The sequence below is a fragment of the Streptomyces sp. NPDC003379 genome (assembly GCF_053589195.1).
Genome location: NZ_JBSFRK010000018.1, coordinates 154,437 through 171,290 on the forward strand (window position 1 = coordinate 154,437; position 16,854 = coordinate 171,290).

At 71.8% G+C, this 16,854-nt stretch carries 18 protein-coding genes; 7 read left to right on the forward strand and 11 right to left on the reverse strand.

What is annotated here, in order from left to right; genetic code table 11:
* Positions 1-80 precede the first annotated feature (80 nt).
* From ACWDVB_RS20020 to ACWDVB_RS20035, 4 genes are all read right to left on the reverse strand, one after another.
* Entirely contained in the window at positions 81-263 is a 183-nt protein-coding gene (locus ACWDVB_RS20020; protein WP_451519612.1) for a hypothetical protein, read from the reverse strand.
* 84 nt (positions 264-347) lie between these two features.
* Entirely contained in the window at positions 348-2,045 is a 1,698-nt protein-coding gene (locus ACWDVB_RS20025; protein ID WP_451519613.1) for a PH domain-containing protein, read from the reverse strand.
* A gap of 96 nt (positions 2,046-2,141) precedes the next feature.
* Complete coding sequence (locus ACWDVB_RS20030; protein WP_451519614.1) at positions 2,142-3,014, reverse strand: alpha/beta hydrolase; 873 nt, start codon at positions 3,012-3,014, stop codon at positions 2,142-2,144.
* On the reverse strand, positions 3,011-3,604 hold the full coding sequence (locus ACWDVB_RS20035) for a TetR/AcrR family transcriptional regulator (protein ID WP_451519615.1): 594 nt from the start codon (positions 3,602-3,604) through the stop codon (positions 3,011-3,013). Before ACWDVB_RS20035 ends, ACWDVB_RS20030 begins: the two co-directional genes overlap by 4 nt.
* A 260-nt stretch (positions 3,605-3,864) precedes the next feature.
* On the opposite strand from ACWDVB_RS20035, the gene ACWDVB_RS20040 reads away from it, so the two are divergent.
* On the forward strand, positions 3,865-5,442 hold the full coding sequence (locus ACWDVB_RS20040) for a carbohydrate-binding protein (protein ID WP_451519616.1): 1,578 nt from the start codon (positions 3,865-3,867) through the stop codon (positions 5,440-5,442).
* A gap of 148 nt (positions 5,443-5,590) precedes the next feature.
* On the opposite strand, the gene ACWDVB_RS20045 is transcribed toward ACWDVB_RS20040, so the two are convergent.
* Positions 5,591-7,099 (reverse strand): MFS transporter, encoded by a 1,509-nt coding sequence (locus ACWDVB_RS20045; protein ID WP_451519617.1) that lies wholly within the window; start codon positions 7,097-7,099, stop codon positions 5,591-5,593.
* A gap of 125 nt (positions 7,100-7,224) precedes the next feature.
* Between ACWDVB_RS20045 and ACWDVB_RS20050 the strand changes: the two genes are divergently transcribed.
* Positions 7,225-7,749: a MarR family winged helix-turn-helix transcriptional regulator gene (locus ACWDVB_RS20050; protein ID WP_451519618.1), complete on the forward strand. Its 525-nt coding sequence runs from the start codon at positions 7,225-7,227 to the stop codon at positions 7,747-7,749.
* 23 nt (positions 7,750-7,772) lie between these two features.
* Here ACWDVB_RS20050 and ACWDVB_RS20055 read toward each other — a convergent pair whose 3' ends face one another.
* Positions 7,773-8,909, reverse strand: coding sequence for a glutamate--cysteine ligase 2 (locus tag ACWDVB_RS20055; RefSeq protein WP_451519619.1), 1,137 nt, complete (start codon positions 8,907-8,909; stop codon positions 7,773-7,775).
* 172 nt (positions 8,910-9,081) lie between these two features.
* Here ACWDVB_RS20055 and ACWDVB_RS20060 point away from each other — a divergent pair, with 172 nt between their 5' ends.
* The 3 genes from ACWDVB_RS20060 to ACWDVB_RS20070 all read left to right on the forward strand — a co-directional run bounded on the left by ACWDVB_RS20060 (position 9,082) and on the right by ACWDVB_RS20070 (position 10,925).
* The gene (locus ACWDVB_RS20060; RefSeq protein ID WP_451519620.1) at positions 9,082-10,047 is read left to right on the forward strand and encodes an LLM class F420-dependent oxidoreductase; all 966 of its coding nucleotides are present in this window, start codon (positions 9,082-9,084) and stop codon (positions 10,045-10,047) included.
* Positions 10,048-10,165: 118 nt separating this feature from the next.
* Positions 10,166-10,603 (forward strand): hypothetical protein, encoded by a 438-nt coding sequence (locus tag ACWDVB_RS20065; protein WP_451519621.1) that lies wholly within the window; start codon positions 10,166-10,168, stop codon positions 10,601-10,603.
* Positions 10,604-10,793: 190 nt separating this feature from the next.
* Positions 10,794-10,925 carry a hypothetical protein gene (locus ACWDVB_RS20070; RefSeq protein ID WP_451519622.1) on the forward strand — a complete coding sequence of 44 codons (132 nt, stop codon included), beginning with the start codon at positions 10,794-10,796 and terminating at the stop codon, positions 10,923-10,925.
* 17 nt (positions 10,926-10,942) lie between these two features.
* Here the strand turns inward: ACWDVB_RS20070 and ACWDVB_RS20075 are convergent, their stop codons facing one another.
* The 3 genes from ACWDVB_RS20075 to ACWDVB_RS20085 are packed head-to-tail and all read right to left on the reverse strand — an operon-like array spanning position 10,943 to position 12,910.
* Complete coding sequence (locus ACWDVB_RS20075) at positions 10,943-11,986, reverse strand: iron-containing redox enzyme family protein (protein WP_451519623.1); 1,044 nt, start codon at positions 11,984-11,986, stop codon at positions 10,943-10,945.
* Positions 11,983-12,234, reverse strand: coding sequence for a CDGSH iron-sulfur domain-containing protein (locus ACWDVB_RS20080; protein ID WP_451519624.1), 252 nt, complete (start codon positions 12,232-12,234; stop codon positions 11,983-11,985). Before ACWDVB_RS20080 ends, ACWDVB_RS20075 begins: the two co-directional genes overlap by 4 nt.
* Positions 12,218-12,910 (reverse strand): HemK2/MTQ2 family protein methyltransferase, encoded by a 693-nt coding sequence (locus tag ACWDVB_RS20085; protein WP_451519625.1) that lies wholly within the window; start codon positions 12,908-12,910, stop codon positions 12,218-12,220. Before ACWDVB_RS20085 ends, ACWDVB_RS20080 begins: the two co-directional genes overlap by 17 nt.
* Positions 12,911-13,138: 228 nt before the next feature.
* On the opposite strand from ACWDVB_RS20085, the gene ACWDVB_RS20090 reads away from it, so the two are divergent.
* The gene (locus ACWDVB_RS20090) at positions 13,139-14,317 is read left to right on the forward strand and encodes a 4-hydroxybenzoate 3-monooxygenase (RefSeq protein ID WP_451519626.1); all 1,179 of its coding nucleotides are present in this window, start codon (positions 13,139-13,141) and stop codon (positions 14,315-14,317) included.
* Positions 14,318-14,354: 37 nt separating this feature from the next.
* On the opposite strand, the gene ACWDVB_RS20095 is transcribed toward ACWDVB_RS20090, so the two are convergent.
* The gene (locus tag ACWDVB_RS20095; protein WP_451519627.1) at positions 14,355-14,876 is read right to left on the reverse strand and encodes a DUF6328 family protein; all 522 of its coding nucleotides are present in this window, start codon (positions 14,874-14,876) and stop codon (positions 14,355-14,357) included.
* Between the two features lie 162 nt (positions 14,877-15,038).
* Here ACWDVB_RS20095 and ACWDVB_RS20100 point away from each other — a divergent pair, with 162 nt between their 5' ends.
* Entirely contained in the window at positions 15,039-15,266 is a 228-nt protein-coding gene (locus tag ACWDVB_RS20100) for a DUF5133 domain-containing protein (protein WP_451519628.1), read from the forward strand.
* Positions 15,267-15,293: 27 nt separating this feature from the next.
* Here ACWDVB_RS20100 and ACWDVB_RS20105 read toward each other — a convergent pair whose 3' ends face one another.
* A complete protein-coding gene (locus ACWDVB_RS20105; RefSeq protein ID WP_451519629.1) occupies positions 15,294-16,691 on the reverse strand; it encodes an NADP-dependent succinic semialdehyde dehydrogenase in 1,398 nt (465 codons plus the stop codon).
* Between the last annotated feature and the right edge of the window lie 163 nt (positions 16,692-16,854).

Genomic DNA, 16,854 nt, shown 5'->3' on the forward strand with positions numbered 1-16,854 from the left:
CGCACGGATCCCCCGCCTCGGCTCGCGAGACGGGGGATCTCTGTTTGTGGGGCGCGCCCCACGGCCAGGACCCGGAAGCGTCAGGACTCGAAGCGGTCCCGTGCGTCATCGGCGGCGTCCTGGGCCTGCTGGCGGCCCCGCTGGGCTCGGTCCCGCGCCTGCTGCCCGCGCTCCGACGCCTCGTCCCGCGCACCGGAACGCGCCTTCTCCGCCCGCTCCTTGAGCTGGTCGGCCTTGTCCTGGAACTGGTCCTTGATGCCCACGATGGGCTCCCTTCTTCACGATCGGACCCCCTCCACAGGGTCGGGCGCGCCGCCGCGGCTCGCACGTCGAACGGCTACGCAGCGTCACCCAGCCGCCGGTGGAGGGTGAAGACGAGCGCGGCGGACCCGACCTCGGTGAGCGCACCGGTCGGGACCATGAGGGGGAGGGCCCAGTGGAGTGGGGCCCATAGCCAGGCCCAGCTCCCGGAGGACGCGGGTCAGGTCGGCCGGAGCGGCCGCGAGGCGGACCGGTTGGCCCCCGTCGTCGAGTTCGGCGATGCGCCAGCCGCGCGGGACGATATCGCCGTCGCCGCCCCGTGCGCGCCGCACATTCGTGAGCGTGAGCCGCTCCACCGGTATCCGCTTGGCCGCGAACAGGCCGGGGCCGGGATGCGGGGTCACCATCGCCCCGTCGTCGGTGAGAGCGATGTGGGTGCCGAAGCCGTAGGGGTTGTAGTCGGTGTGTTCGAGGAAGCAGGCAGGCAGAAACGCCGCCGTCCCAGCCGTGGCCGCCCGCGACGCCGCCGCCCCCGCCGCAGCCGCCCGCGCGGGACCTGTGGCCGCTCCGGGCGTACGCACACGGGTGGCGCGCCACGCCGGGACGGCGAGCCCCAGTGTCACCAGCGAGCCGACAGCCGCCCAAGCGGTCGCCGCGGCGGAGGAGAGCGGAGACACGGGGAAGAGGTAGCAGAGCGGCAGCAGCCACAGCGCCGTACCCACGAGTGCGCCCGCGAACGGCAGAGCCGACGGCAGGACCTCGTCGTCGGGCAGCCGGCGCCCACGTGACCGTTGCAGCGCGAGGGCGCCGGGCCAGCCCGCGGTGAGCGCGAAGGCGGCGGCGAGGACCGCCTGGGCCCGGGCGGTGGGGACATGCGCGTGCCATACGTGGTCTTCCCCGGCGACCTCCATCACCTCGCCGCGCCAGACCGTCAGCCGGACCTCGTCACCCGGCCGGAACTCCTGCGCCGCCCCCCATGAAATCCCCACGCCCTCCAGCGGCCGGCTCCGGGCGAAGTGCAACCGGCTCTGCTGCTTGGGCCCCTTGGCGTCGACCCGTGCGATCACGGCCGGCAGCCTGCTCAGGCACTCCTTTCCACGCTCGGCGCTGCTCTGTCGCCGCTCCGAGGCGGGTGCCCCTGTCGCGCACGGTGTGGCCGACTTCCAGGCCCGCTCGCGCGCCGCCGTACCCGGTACGAACCATGCGGCCACGCCCGCGCACGCGAGCAGCAACACGCACAGGACCAGCGGCCCGAGCGGGCCCCTGTATCCGGCGGTGCGGTTCGAGACGACAGGGAGGTGGCCCGATCGAGGAGCGCCGTGGCGGAGCAGCAGCGCGCGCAACGCCTCCAACTGCCGGTGGAAATCCTCGTCGTGGGGCGAGCCGCCGTACGGCAGGGGCAGCAGTAGCTTGCGTCCGTCGCGCAGCGCCACGCCGACACGGAGGACCGTGCCCCTGCGATGGTTGTTCCGGCGCACGCGCAGGTCGGCGACGGCGCTCCACGGCACACTCCGGCGACGCAGCAGCGTCCGGTAGTGCAGGCCGTACGCGTCGCCGCGCACCTCCGCGGTGACCCAGTGGAGCGACGCGAGGCCCACCACCGCGAGCAGCACCCCCACAACCAGCCACAAGTCCAGCCACAAGTCCAGCCACACGTCCAGGAGCCGACCCGGACGCACCAGGCGCACCACGGCCACGCCCGCCCCGGCTGCCCCGAGTCCGACGGAGAACCACAGGGCGCGGGCGCGGAACGGTCGGCAGATCACTTCCCCGGCGATATCCATGCTCGGGATCGTGACATCGGCCGGACCACACCCGCCTCTGCGGTGTACGGCAGTCTGCGTGCCCCGCATGCTGCCGACTTCGGGCGGCGGGACGGGTCAGGCGCGCAAGGCCTTCCGAAGGTGTTCGCCGAACGCGGCAGCGTGCGTGGTCAGGCCGATGTGCCCGCCGGGGAAGTGCCGGAGTTCCGTGCCGAGGCGCTCGGCCAGGAAAGCGGCCGAGCGGTAGGGCAGTTCGCCGCGCGAGTCCTCGCCGCCGACGAGCACGAGCCGGTCCGGCAGCGCCGCCAGCCGGTGGAGGTCAGGGGCGTAGGGCATGAAGGCGGGCACGATGCGCCCCACGAAGTACGGCAGGTCGGCCATCGTCCGCTCGGCCCGCGCCGCTGCCTGCGGCGGCAGCTTCAGCTCGGCCTCCGGCTCGGCGGTGTCACCGTCCTTCTCCAGCTCTGCCTCCTGGTCCTGCTCCTGGTCCTTCTTCAAGCCCGCGGCGAACATGGTCATCGCCGGCATGAGTCCCTGCGTACGGAACGTCTCCTCCACGCGGGCGACGAACGCGCGCTGTTCCTGGGCGTCCGGCAGTACCTCCACCATCGGGGGCTCGTGCGCCACGAGGCGTTCGACGCGTTCGGGGTGGGCGGTGAGCAGGTGCACGGCGGCGATCGCGCCCGAACTCGAGCCGAACACGCGGGCGGGCTCGCCGGGCGACAGCAGTTCCAGCAGGCGGAAGGCGTCGTCGGCGTGCTCGGCCACATGCTGCTCGGCCTCGGGGTCGTCCAGCGGGCTTCGGGACATCCCGCGCGGGTCGTAGGCCGCGACCGTGTACTCGGCGGCCAGCACGTCGGCGACCCCGTCGAACGCGGCGGCGCCGCCCGTCCCGCCCGGGATCAGCAGCAGAAGCGGGCCCTCGCCGCGCACTTCGTAGTGCAGGGTCGCGCCGTTCACGCGCAGGCTGCCGATGGTCGGGCCGGTCATGAGGATTCTCCTTCTCGGGACGAGGGCCAGTGCTCCAGGAGGGTGTGCAGGGCGTCGAGGGCGCGGACCCAGGACTGCTGCGGGGGACGCGCGTGGCCGAACCCTTCCGCCGCCTCCAAGGCGACGAACCCGTGGAACGTGCTGCGCAGCAACCGCACCGCGTCGGTCAGGTCGGGCTCGCCCAGTCCGTAGCCGCGGAGCATGCTGTACGTCAGCTCGACGGCGCGCCGCGGCCCGGGTGCTCGGGCGGCCAGCTCGGGGTCGATCCGGATCGAGGTCTGCGTCGCCGTATAGCGACCGGGATGCTCGTGGGCGTACTCCCGCCAGGCGTCGGCGAACGCGACCAGCGCCTCCTTGCCCGCCCGTCCGGCGGTCGCCTCCGCGATGCGGATGGTCTTCTCGTCCGCCGCCAGCAGCGCGATCCGCCCGCGCAGATCCTCCAGGCCGCGCACGTGCGTGTAGAGGCTCGCGTCCTTCACACCGAGCCGCCGCGCCACCCGCGCCATCGTCACCTGGTCGAACCCGACCTCGTCCGCCAGCTCGGCGCCCGCGACCGTCACGCGCTCCGCCGTCAGCCCTGCCCGCGCCATGCGTCCTCCTGCCCTCCTGATCGAACTAGGGCGATTAGATATAACCTAGGGCTCCTAGGAAGGCAAGCGGGAGGCGGTCCTGTTCTGCCCGCTGAGCGATGTGCGTGTACGTGAACATAAATCACGTACGTGTCTATTGACGTGTTCACGGTGAGCAATTAGCGTCCGCCGAAAGCGCTTTCCCGCAAAGGGTTCGGCAGCCGGATGAATCAGCGTGTTCACATACCCGAACCCCCGACCCATCCACCTGGAGACGAACGGTGAAACTGACACCAGTCATCGCGTCCGCCGGCCTCCTGGCCGGCGCACTCGTCGCTCTGTCCGGCAACACGGCGCAGGCCGCGTCCACCCGTTACGAGGCCGAGAGCTCCCCGACGGTCTGCACCGGCACCATCGACTCGGACTGGACCGGCTACTCGGGCACCGGCTTCTGCAACGGCGACAACGCGGTCGGCGCCCACATACAGGTGGCCGTGGACGCGCCCGAGGCGGGCACGGCGACGCTGAAGGTCCGATTCGCCAACGGAACCGGCACCGCGCGGCCCGCGAACGTCACGGTCAACGGCTCCACGGCCGCGTCGGCGTCGTTCGAGGGCACCGGCGCGTGGGGCACGTGGGTGACCAAGACGCTGACCGTGCCGGTGACCTCGGGAAGCAACACCATCCGGCTCACCCCGACCACCTCCGCCGGCCTGCCCAACGTCGACTACCTCGACGTCGAGGTGGACGGCACCACCACCCCGCCACCGTCGGCCGGCACCCTGTACGTGGCGCCGAACGGGACCGACAGCGCGGTCGGCACCCAGGCGGACCCGACGACGCTCACCTCGGCGATCACCCGCGTCACCCCCGGCGGGACCATCTACCTGCGCGGCGGCACCTACCGCCACTCGACGACGGTCACCATTCCTCCGGGCAGGGACGGCGCCTCCAGTGCCCGTACGAAACTGTCCGCCTACCCGGGCGAGACCCCCGTACTGAACTTCTCGGCCATGACCGAGGACCCGGCCAACCGCGGGCTCGCCCTCAACGGGAAGTTCTGGCACGTCAACGGCATCGTCGTCGAGCGAGCCGGTGACAACGGCATCTTCGTCGGCGGCAGCGGCAACATCATCGAGCGCACCGTGACGCGCCACAACCGTGACTCCGGGTTGCAGCTGTCGCGGATGGCCTCCAGCACCCCGCGCGACCAGTGGCCGTCCGGCAACCTCATCCTCAGCGCCGAGTCGCACGACAATGCCGACTCCGACGGCGAGGACGCCGACGGCTTCGCCTCGAAGCTCACCACCGGCCCGGGCAACGTCTTTCGCCACGCCGTCGCCCACCACAACATCGACGACGGCTGGGACCTCTACACCAAGACGGACACGGGAGCCATCGGCCCGGTGACCATCGAGGACTCCCTCTCCCACAACAACGGCACCCTCTCCGACGGCACCGTGAACTCCAACGGCGACCGCAACGGCTACAAGCTCGGCGGCGAGGACATCGCCGTCGACCACGTCATCCGCCGCAGCATCGCCTACAACAACAGCAAGCACGGGTTCACCTACAACAGGAACCCCGGCAAGATGTCGATGACGGGCAACATCGGCATCGGCAACGTCCAGCGCAACTTCTCGTTCGACGCCGGCACCACGGTGTTCCGGGACAACGTCTCGTGCCGCACCGGCAGCGGGTCGAACGACAAGGTGGTCGGCGACGCCGACGGCTCGAACCAGTTCTGGACCGGCTCGAACGGATCCCGGTGCTCCGCGTACGCGGGCGCACTGAAATGGTCCTTCGCGGCGGACGGCCGTCTGGTCGTGTCCTTCGGCGGCAACCAAGTGACGCCGTAGCCGTACACGAAATCCGTATACGGAATCCGTATAGGCAACCCGGATACGAATATCCGGATGCGAATAAATCGCCCCCCGACCAGCACTCCGACCGGGTCTCGTGGACCGTCCGGTCGGGGTGGGTCGGGGGGGGCGTGCTGGTGCCGGGTCAGGCCGGGACGCTCTCGGCCTTCTCCTCGACGTTCTCCACCTTCGCGGTCTTCTCCGCCCTCTCGGGCGTGCGCTCCCGGACCTTGCCCTTGGTGAGGCCGACCAGCGCCACCACCACGATCAGTACGAACGCGATGCCGGCGAGGGCGAAGCTCAGCGTGAACTGGCTCTCGGCGGGCAGGGCGGGCGCCCCGGCAGGCAGGTGCTCAAGGGTCTTGGACGCCAGCAGGGACGTGATGATCGCGCTGGCGATCGCGCTTCCGACGGAGCGCGAAATGGAGTTCAGGCCGTTGGCGATGCCGGTCTGGTGATGCGGGACGCTCGCCACGATGAGGGCTGGCATGGCCGCGTAGCCGAAGCTGATCGCCACACCGATCAGCATGCCGGCGAGGATGATCGACGCGGAGGTGTCGTGCGCGGCGGTCAGCCAGGTGAAGCCGGCCACGCCGAACACGGCGCCGATGGTCAGAGTGAACCGCGCCCCGATCCGCCCGACCAGCATGCCGCCGAACTGCGCGGCGATCAGCGAGATCACGGTGGTCGGCAGCAGGTACTCGACCGAGGAGCGCAGGACCGAGGCCCCGAAGCCGTACCCGGTGAGCTCCTTCGGCATCTGCACCAGATACGCGACGCCGATGAACTGCGAGAACATCGCGAAGCCGAGGAACAGCCCGGCGAGGTTGGTGAAGAGCACCGGCCGGTGGGCGAACATCCGCAGGTCCACCATGGGTGCGCGTACCTTGCGCTCCACCAGCGTCCAGACGGCCGCCATGACGAGGGCCGCGACGAACAGGCCGAGGGTGCGTACGGAGGTCCAGCCCCACTCGTGTCCCTGCGAGATCGGCAGCAGGAGCAGGACGAGCAGTGCCGCGAGCGTCGCCGCGCCGAGCCAGTCGGTCCGGCCGCCCGTCGTGGACCGCGAGGCCGGAACGCGCGCCAGGACGCCGACAAGGGCGACGACCGCGAGGCCGGCGGCGAGCCAGAACACCCGGTGGTAGTCGGGGTCGGAGCCCTGCGTGAGCAGGCCCGCCGCGACGAGGGCGAGGCCGCTGCCGACGGCGAGCGTGCCGCTGACCATGGCCATCGCGCCGTGCAGCTTCGCCGGCGGCATCTCCTCGCGCAGGACCGACAGGGCGAGCGGGAAGATCGCGGTGGCGGCGCCCTGGAGCACGCGGCCGACGATGAGCCACAGCAGGGAACTGGTGGTGGCGGCCAGCACCGATCCGGCGATCATCAGCAGCAGCACCCCGACCAGGGTGGGCTTCTTGCCGTGCATGTCGCCGAAGCGGCCGAGCAGCGGGGTGAAGACCGCGGCGGACAGCAGGGTCGCGGTGGTGACCCAGCTGACGTTGGCGGTGGAGGTGCCGAGGTCGTTCTGGATGATGCTCATGATCGGTACGACGAGGGTCTGCATCATCGAGACGATCATGGCGGCGAGGCCGAGGACCAGGACGAGCGTGGTGTCTCCGGCGGGGCGTTTGTGCGCCGCATGAGGTGTGGGTGTCACGGTTACTTCCGTAGATCGAGCGCGGGGTGAAAGGTGCAGAACCTAGAAGGTTGATGTCTTCAAGCAACTGAATAGAGGTAAACATCGAAAGTTGAAGTCGTCAAGTTTCGGGTTAGAGTGGAACCATGCCCGAGACATCCGGAACAAGCCGCTCCAGCCGCTCCGCCGAGACGCCCGAGGGTAGGCAGCCCGAGGTGTCCAACGCCCTCCTGCTCGACGCGCTCTGGGCCTCCATGGCGGGCCTCTACGCGGACGTGACCGCCGCCGCTGCCGCGCATGGCCTCACCTACAGCCAGGCCAAGGCGCTGAACGTACTGCGCCGGGGCGGCCCGGCGTCCATGCGCTCGATGGCCGCGTCGTTCCGCTGTGACGCGTCGAACATGACCGGCATCATCGACCGCCTGGAGAGCCGCGGACTCGTCCGCCGCGAACCGAGCCCCACCGACCGCCGGGTGAAGAACGTCGCCCTCTCCGAGGACGGGATGGCCGCGGTCGAGAACATCCGCGCCGCCATGCACGCCACCCACCAGGCGCTCGACGCGCTGAGCGGCGAGGAGCGAGCCACCCTCCAGGCCCTGCTCACCCGCCTGTCTCCCGCCGCGAGCTCCGTGTCACCCGCCGCGAGCCCCGCCCCCCGCAGCACCCCGTAAGGGTCAAGGGACCGGCCCGCTCCTCACGTCGCCTGTGTGCGGCGGGCGCACTCCGCGACCATCGCGCTCAGACTGCCCGTCCGCTCCACGAGGTCCCGCTGGACGCGCGCTCCGGTGCCGTGTTCCAGCAGGCCCGCCGCCGTCTTGCGGGCCAGGTCGAGGTCGCCGGTCTCCTCCAGGGCGTCCCGCGCATGGTCCAGGAGCGCCGCCACCACCTCGCCGCAGGGCGCGGGCCGCATGGTCAGCGGGTGCAGCAGGGTGTCTTCGAGGCCGGAGCGTGCCGCTCGCCACGCGGCGAGGCGCAGCAGGCTGACGTCGTGCCCGGCCGGCGCGAGCCCCGCGCGCCACTCCCGTGCGGCCGTCTCGACCAGCGCCCGCGCGAGGGTCGCGACCAGGATGGTGGTGGAGGCCTCCAGGCACACGTCCGCGACCCGGATCTCGACGGTGGGGTAGCGGTGGGACAGCCGGGCGTCGAAGTAGACCATGCCCCGGTCGCGCAGCACGCCGGTGGCGACCATGTCGCGGACCTGCTCCTCGTACCGCTCGGCGGAACCGAAGACCTGAGTGGGGCCCGCCATCGGCCAGCGCCCCCACACCCTGCTGCGGTAGCTGCTGTACCGGGTGTCGTGCCCCTGCCAGTAGGGGGAGTTGGCGCTCAGTGCCACCAGGACCGACAGCCAGGGGCGGATCCGGTCGATCACGGCCACGCCCTCCTCGTCGGAGTCGACCGAGACATGGACGTGGCAGCCGCCGGTCAGCTGTTCCTGGGTGGTGAGCCCGAACTGTTCCTCCATCCACTCGTAACGCCGGCCCACGTTCAGCGACGGGCTGACGGGCAGGGGAGAGGTGGCGAGGGCGACGACCGCCGCTCCCAGGTCACCCGCGTGCCGGTCCGCTTCCGAGCGCCACCGCACGATCTCCTCCGTGAGGCTGTCCATGCTCGTCCGCGGCTGCGTGGCGAACTCCAGCTGCTGACCCTGCAGCTCCTTCTCGAACGTCTCGTCCTCGGGATCGCGGTAGTCGTCGGCGTGCCTCTCGGTGCCGGACACCTCGGCGGCGTCCTTGGCGGCCCGTGCCAGGACGGCCGAGGACAGCGCCCGCGGCTCACCGCTCTCGCGGTCGATGAGGAGAAGCTCCTCCTCCACTCCTACTGTGCGCAAGCGACGACGCCTCTCTCTCGTGGCCCCGTCTCCCGGTGGCCTTCTCGCGGCGGCGGATGCCACCGTGGTCCGGGTACCCGCAAGTCGCGTCCGCAGCCACGCCCGCAGCTCCTTCGGCGGCCCCGGGGCTGTCGTAGGTTTCAGCGGAAGCATTTCGGCAAACCGATGAATTATGGTGCAAATCGGCTACACAATGATGACTGAGCAAGCCGGGCCCCGCGCTCTGGTCGAGGATCTGGTCGCGGCGGAGAAGGCAGGCTTTGACTTCTCGGTCACCTCCGACCACTACTTTCCGTGGCTGGAGTCGCAGGGGCACTCGCCGTACGCGTGGAGCGTGCTCGGCGCCGCCGCTCAGGCGACCTCACGGATTCCCCTGATGACGTACGTGACCTGCCCGACCGTCCGCTACCACCCGGCCGTGATCGCACAGAAGGCCGCGACGATGCAGCTGCTCTCCGAAGGCCGCTTCCGGCTCGGCCTCGGTTCGGGCGAGAACCTCAACGAACACGTCGTGGGCGCCGGTTGGCCCTCCCCGCAGACCCGCCTGGAGATGCTCGAAGAGGCCATCGGCATCATCCGCGCGCTCTTCGCCGGGGAGAACGTCAACCACCAGGGCACCCACTTCGACGTGGCGAACGCCCGCCTGTGGGATCTGCCCGACGAGCTGCCGCCCATCGGCGTCGCGGTCTCCGGCGGGCGGTCCTGCTCACTCGCCGGGCGCCTCGCCGACCTCGTCATCGCGACGGAACCGAAGGCAGAGCTGCTCGACTCCTTCGACCGGCACGGCGGCGGCGGCAAGCCCCGCGTCGGTCAGCTGCCCGTCTGCTACGACACCGACAAGGACGCGGCGGTCACCCGCGCCCACGACCAGTTCCGGTGGTCCGTCGGCGGCTGGCCGGTCAACTCCGAGCTGCCGGGGCCCTCGGGTTTCGCCGGCGCCACCCAGTTCGTCACCCCGCAGGACATCGCGGAGCAGATCCCCTGCGGCGACGACGTCGACGACTTCGTCGAGGCCGTACGCCCCTTCGCCGAGGCGGGCTTCACGGAGATCGCCCTCGTCCAGGTCGGCGGCGACCAGCAGCGCCCCTTCATCGATTGGGCCGAGAAGAACCTGCTGCCCGCACTGCGCGACCTATGACCCTGTGACCCACCGGGTACCCGGGGCACCACCGGGTACCCGGCACACGTCAGGCACCAGCGACCGAGCGACCCAGCACCAGCGACCCCGCACCAGCGACCCACCGGAGAGAGTCAGCGTGAACGACACACCGAACCAAGCCTCCCCCGACCAGCGGCAGCACCAGCAGCCTGACTCCGACTCCCCGGATGCGGTGCAGGTCGTCCTCGGCGAGTGCTCCGCGGCCGACGCGGACACCGTCTTCAAGATGCTCTGCGACCATTTCCCGTCCGACCGCGGAGACGACGCCCCCGGCCAGACGGGCAGGCCCGACCCCGCCATCTGGACCGGCTCCTTCCGCGCCTCCCGCACCCCGGATTCCGTCCCCGGCGTCCTGCTCTCCGGCCCCGTCACCGCAGACCTGCAAGGCGCCCCCGTGGCCGTGGACCGGCTGCGCGCGGCGCTCGCGTCCGCCTTCGACGTCAAGACCACCGGCACTGTCTCCGGTGACCAGGAGATCCAAATGCAGCTGCGCCTGACCGGCGCCGAGCACGGGGAGCCGCACCAGAACGCCTGAGTGGACGAGAGCGCCTGAGTGGGCGTGGACCCGATCGGGCGCACTGGGGCGTGTCGGCCGCGAGGGTTCCACGCACCGCGGCGGTGTGCGGGCATCGTGGCGCAAGCTGCCCGCACCCACGCGGACCACGGGCGGGCGCGGCAGCCCATGAACCGGCGTGCCGCGAAGGAGACCAGGACCGGGGCGCGCGATGAGGCCGGGTCTGCTCGCGGTGGCGCTGCTCATGCCCGGTGCTCTCACCGGCTGCGGCGTCGAGGCACGTGAGGAACGGGAGTCGAAACCGGTGGGTTCCGCCCACGAGGCGACCGGCGTCGAGGGCTGAAGACGGCCGGCTGATGGCTACCTTGCCGCGCCGGGCGTACCGGGCGTACCCGGCAGCGGCACCCGCAGCGCGCTGCGCCGCTCCCGCCAGGATTCCAGCAGCCGAGCGCCGAGGCGGTCCTCCAGGAACCCGGTGGCCCGGACACCGAAGGCCACGTCGGCGTTGAGCGCGGGCTCCGCGGCCAGCAGCCCGCCGACGACGTCACGGCGCACCACCTGCTCGTGCACGGCGTCCGCCTCCACGTGCTCGTCGTAGAACCGTTGGGCCGCGGGCCCCGCGCCGGTGCGCCGCAGCGCCGCGGCGAGCCGCCGCGAACCTGGCGACGAGGTCACCTCGACGGAGGCGAAGTGACCGACCAGCGCCCCGCGCAGCGCCCGGTGCAACCCGAACAGGGACATGAGGTTGACCGGGGCGAGGGCCTCGGCGGGGGCCGCGTCGGTGTAGTGGCCGTAGGACGTCTCCAGGTCCAGATCGGCCATGAGGTCGGCGAAGAGGCGGGCGTGGATCTCCTCGGGGCGCCCGGCGCCGAACTCGTCGAACTCGATGGCCACCATGGCCGCCTTGGCCCGCCCGTGCAGCCGCGGAATGACCCAGGCGTGCGGATCGGCCTCCTTGAGGTGGTAGAGGGAGCGCAGCGCCGCGTACTCCCTCAACTGCCACAGCTCGCCGTCGCGTTGGAGGTGGTGGCTGACGCTGTCCTCGTCGTGCCCGACGGGCTCCACGAGGAGCGCGGCCAGCGCCTCTTCGGCGCTCGCGCCGGACGGCACGTCGGCACGGAGGGCCGCGAGGAAACGCTGCTCCAGCGCGTGCCGCAGGGCCAGCAGCTCCGGGTCCCACTCCCGTTCGTCGGACACGCCCTGAAAGCCCTGGTAGTGGAGTTCGTAGAGGACGTACAGGGCGAGCTGGAGGTCTTCTCCGTACGGATCGACGCTCGCCGCCTGCCGCCCGAAGGCCGTGACGGGCTCGTCGTGCAGCAGCGCGGCCACCACGCCGCGGGACAGAGCGCCGCGCGCGGCCGGGAGTTCGGGACTGTGGAGGCGGGACTCGACAGCGGCCGTCATGACGCGGGGTCCGTTTCCCGGTCGCCCGCCGTACCCGGTCGTCCGCCGTCGCGCTTCACCCGGCGCCGGTGGCTGGTGTCGCACCACGGATACGTACGGCTGCGGCGGCATGTGCAGATCGCGACCGCGAAGCGCCGCGACGCGAAGACGGTGCCGTCGTCGCCGACCACCTCGACCGGGCCCTCCACCAGGAGCGGCCCGTCGGGATCGACCGTGACGCGGCGGGGGCGTTCAGCGGAGTTCGGCACGGATGACCACCAGCTCTTCGTGGGTCTCGTCGTCGGCGAGGAGATTCCGTCGGCGCAGCCACGCACGGCGGGAGCGCAGCACGGGCCCCAACGGGATGAACTCCCGGTCGCTCACCCTGGCGTCCATGCCAAGGCGGGCCAGCCGGTCGAGCGAGGCGTCGACGCCGCACAGCGCGGAGTGCACCATCAGCAGGACACCACCGGGGCGCAGGGCACGGGGCGCCGCGTCGCAGACACGGTCGACGATCGCCCGCCCGGCGGGGCCGCCGTCCCACGCCCGTGCCGCGCCGCGCCGGGGGAGGGCCGGGGAGGGAGAGGGCACGTAGGGCGGATTGCTGACCACGAGGTCGTACGGGCCCTTCGGCGCCGCCGCCAGATCGCCGCGGCGCACGGTCACCGACTGTCCGGACCGACGCGCGTTGAGGCGCGCGGTCAGCACCGCCCGCCACGAGATGTCGACGGCCGTCACGCGCGCGCCGCGCCGCGCCGCGGCGACGGCCAGCGCCCCGGTGCCGGTCCCCAGGTCCAGGACGGAGGCACCGTCGCCGATGCCCTCGCGGTGCAGGGCGCGGGTCAGCAGTTCGGTGTCGTACTGGGGTGCGTAGACACCTGGTGGGGCGAGCAAGTGCGCCGGACGGACCGGCGGTGGCATCGACGTCCGCGTCTGCGTGGTCATGCGGCATCTCCCGTCCGAGAGAACTCCACGAGGGGCGCTCCTCCTTCCACGGTCCGCCGGTTCGCTCCCGGTCACCACTTGAGGCGTCACAGGTAGTGACTTGTCACGAACAGTGCGGATTGCTTCCTGCGTCTGTCCTGACACTGGGTGCCCGCGCGGCTGTGATCCACACCTGTGCGCTGGGGCCCGCCCCTCCTGCCCGCGGTGCGGTGCCGCCATACTCTGCGCATGACAGTCGTCATCGTGGGGGCCGGGCCTGCCGGTCTCACCGTCGCCAACATCCTGCGCGCCGCCTCGGTGGAGTGCGTGGTCCTGGAGACGGAGAGCAGGGAGTTCATCGAACGGCGGCCCCGCGCGGGCTTCCTGGAGGAGTGGGCGGTACGCGCCCTGGCGAGCCGAGGGCTGGCCGGCCGGCTCCTGGCCCACGCGCAGGCGCACAGCGACTGCGAGTTCCGCAGCGCGGGCCGGCGCCACGTGTTCCGCTACGGCGAACTGTCCGGGCACCGCCACTTCGTCTACCCCCAGCCGTTGCTGGTGACGGACCTGGTGCGGGCGTACGCCGACGACGCGGGCGGTGACATCCGCTTCGGTGTACGCGACGTCGCCCTGCACGGCATCGACACGGACCGGCCCTCCGTGTCGTACACGGAGGCGGTGACCGGTGAGCGCGTACGTATCGACTGCGCTGCCGTCGCGGGGTGCGACGGCGCACGCGGTGTGACGCGCGCCCATGTGCCCGCCGAGCACGCCACGGTCGCCCGGCGCGACTACGGCGTCGGCTGGCTCGCGCTGCTCGCCGAGGCGCCGCCGTCCTCGGACCGCGTCGTCTTCGGCCTGCACCCCCGCGGCTTCGCCGCCCACATGGCGCGGAGCCCCGAGGTCACCCGCTACTACCTGGAGTGCCCGCCCGGCGACGACCCGGCGAACTGGCCCCACGAGCGCGTCTGGTCCGCACTGCACGAGCGGCTGGCCGCCGACGACGCGCCGCCGCTCGTCGAGGGCCGGCTCATCGAGAAGCGCGTCCTGGACATGCACAACTACGTGGTCGCGCCCATGTCGTACGGGCGGCTGCACCTCGCGGGCGACGCCGCCCACCTCACGGCCCCGATCGCCGCGAAGGGCATGAACCTCGCCCTGCACGACGCGCTGCTGCTCGGCGACGCGCTCGTCGCGTACTCGGAGAAGGGGGACGAGCGCGGGCTGCGCGGCTACTCGGCGGTCTGTCTGCGCAGGGTCTGGCAGTACCAGGAGTTCTCCCAGTGGTTCGCGGACGTCCTGCACGGGCCCTCGTCCGGTGACCCCTTCACGGCGGGCACGGCAGACGCCCGCCTGCGCAGACTGCTCGGCTCGCCGGCCGCGGCGGTCGCCTTCGCCGAGCTGTACATCGGCAAGGACGCCGACAACTGACGTACGGCCGCCGGGGAACCCCTCGCGCGTACGCCCGTCAGCCCGCCGACGTGTGCCGGTGCCTCGCCCAGGCGGGCAGCACGAACCAGCACCCCAGATACCAGCTGACCACACCACCGACCAGCCATGGCACCACGGTGTCGTCGATGGCGATCCGCAGCACCAGCAGCAGCGCCGCCGTCAGCGTGCCGAGGAGCAGGATCAGGCCGACGAAGGTCAGACGCGAGGCCCACACCACCGCCTGCGGCTTGATGCGGCGGCCCGAGACCATGCGGTGGAAGGAGACCGGGCCGATGAGGGCGCCCGTCGCGGTCGAGCCGAGGATCACGGTCACCACGTAGATCGTGCGGTCGACATCGCCCAGCTCCGCGTAGCGCGGTGTGAAGACCACGGTGAGGAGGAAGCCGAACAGGATCTGCACGCCGGTCTGGGCCACCCGCACTTCCTGGATCAGCTCGGTCCAGCGGCGGTCGGCGCGCTCGGTCTCCGTCTCGCGGCGGCCGTCGTCCCCGCACTCCGCCCCGGGCCCCTGATCCGGCTTGCTGTTCGACGCGTCCACGGGACCGAGTCTGCCCATCAACCAGGCAAACGACAATCCGAACGATCGACTCCGCGGCCGATTCATCGCCGCGCCGGTGATTCGACCGGACGAGCCCGGGCAGACGGGCCACTGAGCGAACGTCGCACCTGACGTTCACACCCGAGATCTGAAGGAGGACCCGTGCTGCTGGCACACCCCGCCGTGCTGAAGGACCTGGTGGAGCGCTACAAGGCCCTGGCGGTGCTGCACGCCGACCGGGGCGGCGCCGAAGGGCGCCAGGAGTTCGAGGACGTCGCGTACAGCCTCTGCGTGGCCACCGGCACCAGCGATGTCGACGCGGCGCTCGTGGCCGCCAGCCATCGGCTGCCGGGCGCCAGGATCACGGACGATTCGCTGCTGTCGGCCTGACCGGCAGCCCGGGCTCCGGCGGGCCGCCTACTCTGCCGGGCCGTGCCAGACGGTCGTGGCGTTGCAGAACTCACGGATGCCGTGGCCCGAGAGCTCCCGCCCGTAGCCGGAGCGCTTGACGCCGCCGAAGGGCAGGCCGGGGTGGGAGGCGGTCATGCCGTTGAAGAAGACGCCGCCCGCCTGGAGGTCCCGTACGCAGCGCGCGATGTCGGCGTCGTCACGCGTCCACACGTTCGAACTCAGCCCGAACGGCGTGTCGTTGGCGAGCTCCACCGCCTCGTCCAGGTCGGCCACGCGGTAGAGCGTGGCCACCGGACCGAAGGTCTCCTCGCGGTGGACGCGCATCCGCGGGGTGATGTCCGCGAGGACGGTGGGGGAGTAGTACCAGCCCCGCTCCTGCTCCTTGGGGCGCTGTCCGCCGCAGAGCGCGGTCGCGCCGTGGCCCAGCGCGTCGTCGACGAGCTGCTCCAGGTCGTCGCGGCCCTTCTCGCTGGAGAGCGGGCCGACGTCGGTGTCCTCGCTCAGCGGGTCGCCCACGGTCAGCTCCCGCATCCCTGCGACGAATCGCTCGCGGAAGGCGTCGTAGACGTCGGCGTGCACGATGAAGCGCTTGGCGGCGATGCAGGACTGGCCGTTGTTCTGCACCCGGGCGGTCACCGCGGTCCGCGCGGCGCGCTCCACGTCGGCGCTCGGCAGCACCAAGTAGGGGTCGCTGCCGCCGAGTTCCAGGACGGTCTTCTTGATCTCGTCGCCGGCGACGGACGCCACCGAGCGGCCGGCGGGTTCGCTGCCGGTCAGGGTCGCGGCGGCCACCCGGTCGTCGCGCAGGATGCCCTCGATGGCGTCGGAGCCGACGAGCAGCGTCTGGAAGCAGCCCTCGGGGAATCCGGCCCGCCGGAAGAGGTCCTCCAGGTACAGGGCCGTCCTCGGCACGTTCGAGGCGTGCTTGAGCAGGCCGACGTTGCCGGCCATGAGGGCGGGCGCGGCGAAGCGTACGACCTGCCAGAGCGGGAAGTTCCACGGCATCACGGCGAGGACGACCCCGAGCGGGCGGTAGTGCACGACCGCCCGGGACGCGCCCGAGTCCGCCACGTCGGCCTGCGCGGGATGCTCGTCCGCGAGCAGACCCTCGGCGTGCTCGGCGTACCAGCGCATGGCCTTGACGCACTTCGCCACCTCGGCCCTGGCCGCCTTGACGGGCTTGCCCATCTCCGTGGTCATGGTGCGGGCGACGGTGTCGGTGTCCTCCTCCAGCAGGTCGGCGGCGCGGCCGAGCAGCCGGGCGCGTTCCGCGAAGTCGGTGGTGCGATGGTGACGGTACGCGGTGTCGGCCGCCGCCAGGCGGTGCTCGATCTCCGCGGGTGCGAGCGGCTCGAAGGTTTCGAGCGTCTCGCCGGTGGAGGGGTTGACCGTGGCGATGGGCATGCCGTTCCTCCTCGGAGTGGGGCCGGGCGGCGGCACGCCGCCGTTCCACACTAGGTCGGTGCGTGCGCGGGGGCATGCGGAGAAAACGGAGCGCGCCGTCCCGTCGGGACGGCGCGCTACGCCCCGCGGCGGGCCGGCCCCCCCGGGGCGGGGTGGTGAGGCG